Below are 5,126 nucleotides of genomic sequence, written 5' to 3' on the forward strand. Positions count from 1 at the left end.
ACCCGGCCGCGCACGGCCTCGGCCGAGAGCCCGTCCGCGTCGGGCCCCTCCGCGGTGGGGGTCGGGCGCAGGCTCACGGGCATGGGCGCCCCGGCGCGCAGGCCGGCGGAGACGATGCGCAGCAGGTGGTCGGCGGGCCCCGAGTGCCGGCGCACGAGGACCGGGGTGGGGACGTGACGCAGCACGTTCCGCTCGGCCTCGAGCGCGGAGACGTCCGTGGCCACCCCGAACACGGTGGTCCACGCGTGGGTGTCGAGGGCGCGGGCGGTCTCGAGCCAGGACGCGCCCGCACCGTCGGCCTCGGACCCGGGCCGCCCCTCTCCCCCGGCCCACGTGGGCGCGTCCTCCCAGTCCACGAGGCCGTGCAGGTAGTGCGGCCCGCCGGCCTTCGTGGTGGGGCCGACGACGGAACGCTTCCAGCCGCCGAAGGGCTGGCGGCGCACGATGGCCCCGGTGATGCCGCGGTTCACGTAGAGGTTGCCGGCGCGCACGCCGCGCAGCCACACGTCGATCTCCTCCCGGTCCAGCGAGTGCAGCCCGGAGGTGAGGCCGTAGTCCACGGCGTTCACGATCCCGATGGCCTCCTCGAGCGTCTCGGCCGTCATCACGGCCAGCACGGGGCCGAAGTACTCGGTGAGGTGGGCGTCGGCGCCGGGTCGTACGCCGGAGCGGATGCCCGGGCTCCACAGGCGACCCGTCTCGTCCAGCTGCCGCGGGTGCAGGGCCCACCGCTCCCCCGGGCCGAGCTCGGTGAGCCCGCGGCGCAGCTTCTCGCCGGGGGCCTCGATCACGGGGCCCATCTCGGCGCGCGGGTCCGCGGGGTGCGCCACGTGCAGGGACGAGGCGGCGTCCAGCAGCTGCCGGTGGAAGCGCTCGGAGGTGCCCACGGAGCCGACGAGCACCACGAGGGAGGACGCCGAGCACTTCTGGCCGGCGTGACCGAACGCGGACTGGACCACGTCCTTCGTGGCCAGGTCCAGATCCGCGGACGGGGTCACGATCACGGCGTTCTTGCCGGAGGTCTCGGCGAGCAGGTGCAGGTCGGGGCGCATCCCCTTGAACAGCCGTGCGGTGTCCCAGCTGCCGGTGAGGATGAGCCGCTCGACGGCCGGGTCGGTCACGAGCGCCGCGCCGACCTCCGCCTCGTCCTCGTCCGCCAGCGTCACCAGGCGCACGAGGTCCGCGGGGTCGTGCCCGGCGAGCGGGCCGCGGTCGTCGAACAGCCCCGAGTCCCGCAGCCCGGCCACGATCAGCTCCCACGCGACCGCGCCCGTCCGCTCGGACTGCGGGGCCGGCTTGAACACCACGGGCGAGCCGGCCCCGAGCGCGGCGAGGACGCCCCCGACCGGGATGGCCACGGGGAAGTTCCACGGCGGGATCACCAGGGTCAGGCGGACGGGCACGGCGCGAGCGCCCTCCACCGCGTCCAGGCCGCGGGCCAGGCGCGCGTAGTAGTGCGCGAAGTCCACGGCCTCGGAGACCTCGGGGTCGCCCTGGTCCAGGGTCTTGCCGGTCTCGTCGGCGTCCAGGCCCGCCGCCACGGCGTCGATGCGGTGCAGGAGCTCGCCGGCACCGGCGGGCCGGTCGGCCGGGTCCGGCTCGGTGCACCACAGCACGAGGTCGTCGAGGTCCTCGGGGAGCCCGGGGTGCAGCGTGGACGGCACGGGGACCCGCTCGTGGACGTGTCGGTAGGCGACCTGCAGCGCGGTCGCCGCGGTGTACGGCTGGCGGCCCGTGAGCAGCTCGAACAGGATGATGCCCACGGCGTACACGTCGGAGCGGGCGTCGGCGGGCGCCCCGGCGATGTGCTCGGGGGCGAGGTAGGCGGGCGTGCCCACGACGGCCTGCCCGGCCATGGTGTGGGCCGTGGCGGCGCGGGACAGGCCGAAGTCCGCGACCGTCACCCGGCCGTCGTCGCGGACGAGCACGTTCTCGGGCTTCACGTCCCGGTGCACCAGCCCGGCGCGGTGCGCGGCGGCCAGGCCGTCGACGAGCGGACGCAGGAACCGCAGCGCCTCCCGGGGCGAGAGCGGGGCCCGGTCCCGGATGACGGTGCGCAGCGTGCGGCCGGGCATGTGCTCCATCACGAGGTAGGCCAGCACGTCGCCGTCCTCGGCCTCGGTGTGGCCCTGGTCCAGGACCGCGACGACGTGCGGATGGGACAGCCGCGCCGTCGTCTTGGCCTCCTGCTCGAACCGGCCGACGAGGACGGGGTCCTCCGCCAGGTGCGGGTGCATGACCTTGAGCGCCACCTGGCGGTCGAGACGCTCGTCCACGGCCAGGTAGACGGTGGACATGCCGCCCCGGGCCAGCCGCTCGACGACCCGGTAGCGGCCGTCGACGATGCCCCCCACGAGGGGGTCGCGGCGTGCGCTGCTCATCGTCCCAGGGTAGGACAGGCGGCGGACCCCTCGGGGCGGTCCGCCGCCGGCGGATCAGAACATCGCCATCGCGGCGCGCACCTTGGCCACGTAGTCCCGTGCCTCCGGGTTCAGGCCGCTGTCCAGCACCCCGCCGAGGCCCTGGTAGTAGGCCCCGATGCCCTCATCGAGGGTGGGGGTGCGGTCCTGCACGTACTTGATGAACGCGACGCCGGCCACCGCGTTGTCGTGGGGGTCCAGCAGGTTCAGCTCGCGGCCCACCAGCTCCGAGGCGAACTCGCCCGTGATCGGGATGACCTGCATCGCCCCCACGGCGTTGCCGGGGGAGACCGAGGCCATGCGGAAGCGGGACTCGGTGTACGCGTGGCCCAGGGCCAGGCGAGGGTCCACGCCCATCCGCTCGGCGGTCTCGCGGACGATCTGCTGCATCTGCTCGGGGGTGGGCTGCGGGACGGAGCGCAGCAGGCGCAGGTTCTCGTTCGCCGAGGCCGTCACGTGCGGCGCGTAGGTGCGCCCGAGGAAGGTGTCGCCGACCGCCTGGACGGCGGAGACCGGCTCCACCTCGAGGGTGCCGTCGGAGATCACGAGCACGTCGCCGGGGTGCAGCGTCGAGGCCCGCGTCAGGCCGTTGAGCTCGCGCAGACGGGGGATGGAGACCTCGAACCGCTGGGAGATCCCCCAGAGGGAGTCGCCGGAGACCACGGTGTACCGGACCGTCCCGCCGGCCGCCGTCGGGGTCTTCGATGCCGGCGCGGTGGCGGGGGTCGTGGTCGGGGCGGGCGACGCGGGGGCCTTCGGTGCGGCGGCCGTGCGCTGCGTGGTCAGGACCATGCCCGGGTGGAGCATGCTCGACGCGCTCATGCCGTTGAGCCGCTGCAGCTGCGCGGCGGAGACGCCGGTGCGGCGGGCGATGACCCACCACCCGTCGTTCGGCTGCACCGTGTAGGTCCCCGCGGCCGGGGCCGGGGCCGCCGCGCCGGTCAGGCGGAGCTCGTCACCCGGGTAGAGCACGGTCTCCAGGCCCAGGCCGTTGAACCGCAGCAGGTCGGCGACGGAGACGCCGCGGGCGGCCGAGATCCGGGTGAGGGAGTCGCCCGGGCGCACGGTATGCACCGCCGCCTCCTGGGCGTGGGCCTGGGCGGGCAGACCGGTGAGCAGCAGCAGGGGCACCGCGCCGCCGGTCAGGACGGAGCGCAGGCGGCGGGAGCGGACGGGGGTGTGGGGCACGGCAGACCTCGGCATCGGATCGGATGGATGGATGGAACACGACGGGGAAGTGACGGGTGGGACCCGTGGCCCCCGCGGTCGACCGACGACGTCGGCGCCCGGCCATGGAGCCTCGGCGATGTTATCGGAATGTGATCTTCGTGACCATACTGAGATCTATGCCGTCCGGGGCGCGATGGGCCGGGCCCGTCGGCGGCCACGTAGGCTGGCGCCTGTGAGCACCACTTCCTCCGACACCCCGGTCCCCGCTGACGCGATCCCCGCCGAGCTCGACGCCCTCGTGGGCGAGTGGCTCTCCGTGCCCGACGTGGCGGAGCGCCTCGACCAGCGTGTGACCCGCGTCCACAACCTCGTGCATGATCGCCGCCTGCTGGCCGTGCGTCGCCCCGAGCCCGCGGTGCGGTCCGTGCCGGCGCTGTTCCTCACCGAGACCGGCGTGCTCGATTCCCTGCAGGGCACGCTCGTGCTGCTGGCCGACGCCGGCTTCTCCGACGAGGAGGCCCTCCGTTGGCTGTTCACCGAGGACGAGTCGTTGCCCGGCCGGCCCATCGACGCGCTCCGGGACGGTCGGAAGACCGAGATCCGGCGCCGCGCCCAGGCCCTGGCCTGGTGAGCCGACCCGCGGGCGGCCATCCGCCCGCGGGGTTCGTGCGGCTCAGTGGCGGCGCGACGTGTATGCGTCGATCAGCCGCGTGAGCTCGGCGCTCACATCCTCGGGGACGCCGTGCGCGAGCAGGCCCGCCACGGCGCCGGCCGCCTCGTGCGAGAGCACCGCGACCCGCTCTTCGACGGCCTGGCGCGCACCGCATGCTTCGAGGACGGCCTGCCAGTGGGCCACCCGGTCCGCGCCGAGGTCTGGATCGCCGAGGTCCGCGTCGAGCGCGGCGACCTCGTCCGGGGCGAGCAGCTCGACGGCGCGGGCGATGAGCACCGTCTGTTTCCCCTCCCGCAGGTCGTCGCCCGCGGGCTTGCCCGTGGTCGCCGGATCGCCAAACACGCCGAGCAGGTCGTCCCGGTACTGGAACGCCATGCCGAACGGCAGCGACACCCGGGCGAACGCGGTCACCAGCCCGTCGTCCGCCCCCGCCAGCAGCCCGCCCAGGGCCAGCGGGTGCACCGCCGAATAGCGGGCCGACTTGTGCTCCACCACCGCCTCGGCGGCCGCCTCGGCTTCGCGGGCATCGCGCGCCGCCGGGGCCATCTCGGCCACCACGTCGAGGTACTGACCCGCCATCACGCCGAAGCGCATCCGCTCGAGCTCGGCCCGCGCCCGATCCTCCCGGGGCGTGCCGGCGAGGACGCGCGCGAAGGCCGTCTCGCTCATCCCCAGGGCGACGTCGCCGGCGAGGATCGCGGCGGAGACGCCGAAGTGCTCCGCGGCGTGGCGCCAGCCCGCCTCCCGGTGGAGGGACTCGAAGCGGCGGTGCACGCTGGGCATCCCCCGGCGGGTGTCCGAGCGGTCCAGGATGTCGTCGTGGATCAGCGCCGCGGCCTGGAACAGCTCGAACGCCGCGCCCG

At 74.9% G+C, this 5,126-nt stretch carries 4 protein-coding genes; 1 reads left to right on the top strand and 3 read right to left on the bottom strand.

Annotated features, from left to right (window positions below; translation table 11 throughout):
* The coding region (locus D8M29_RS14205; RefSeq protein WP_174233327.1) for an aldehyde dehydrogenase family protein at positions 1–2,381 on the bottom strand (2,381 nt) is incomplete at its 3' end.
* Between the two features lie 54 nt (positions 2,382–2,435).
* On the bottom strand, positions 2,436–3,608 hold the full coding sequence (locus D8M29_RS08440) for a LysM peptidoglycan-binding domain-containing protein (protein WP_127445903.1): 1,173 nt from the start codon (positions 3,606–3,608) through the stop codon (positions 2,436–2,438).
* Positions 3,609–3,822: 214 nt separating this feature from the next.
* On the opposite strand from D8M29_RS08440, the gene D8M29_RS08445 reads away from it, so the two are divergent.
* On the top strand, positions 3,823–4,221 hold the full coding sequence (locus D8M29_RS08445; protein ID WP_049158988.1) for an Rv2175c family DNA-binding protein: 399 nt from the start codon (positions 3,823–3,825) through the stop codon (positions 4,219–4,221).
* Between the two features lie 42 nt (positions 4,222–4,263).
* Here the strand turns inward: D8M29_RS08445 and D8M29_RS08450 are convergent.
* The coding region (locus D8M29_RS08450) for a polyprenyl synthetase family protein (RefSeq protein WP_127445904.1) at positions 4,264–5,126 on the bottom strand (863 nt) is incomplete at its 5' end.

Origin of the sequence: Micrococcus sp. HSID17227 (assembly GCF_003989405.1) — a bacterium.
GTDB lineage: Bacteria > Actinomycetota > Actinomycetes > Actinomycetales > Micrococcaceae > Micrococcus > Micrococcus luteus.